This window comes from Vibrio caribbeanicus ATCC BAA-2122, from assembly GCF_000165125.1.
GTDB lineage: Bacteria > Pseudomonadota > Gammaproteobacteria > Enterobacterales > Vibrionaceae > Vibrio > Vibrio caribbeanicus.
Genome location: NZ_AEIU01000105.1, coordinates 1 through 262, shown reverse-complemented (window position 1 = coordinate 262; position 262 = coordinate 1). Strand labels below are relative to the sequence as shown.

1 protein-coding gene is annotated in these 262 nt (G+C 45.8%); it reads left to right on the top strand.

The genetic code is table 11. The features are described from left to right. Window positions 1–74: 74 nt before the first annotated feature. Window positions 75–262, top strand: a 188-nt coding sequence (locus RH40_RS21005) for a hypothetical protein (RefSeq protein ID WP_139056904.1), incomplete at its 3' end; no start/stop codon positions are given.

The window sequence follows — 262 nt, the reverse complement described above, 5'->3', positions numbered from 1 at the left end:
ACTTGGGTATACCCAAGTGACCTCAAGATGCTAGGTTCAGCGAGAATGGATTGCTTGACAGGCAAGGCAACGATTTGAAAATCTGGTCATCTAAATTGAAAATCGGTAACGACGCATGTAAAGCAAGACAACTCGCCCTTTGGGAGCGTGCCACAGTGCCGATTTCATCGTCAAATAACTTGGTAAGAGTCGACTATTCCGCTGCGTTATTTTCCTTGAACTCAACACGGTGGCATCGCTCTGAATCCTGCATTTTGAAGTC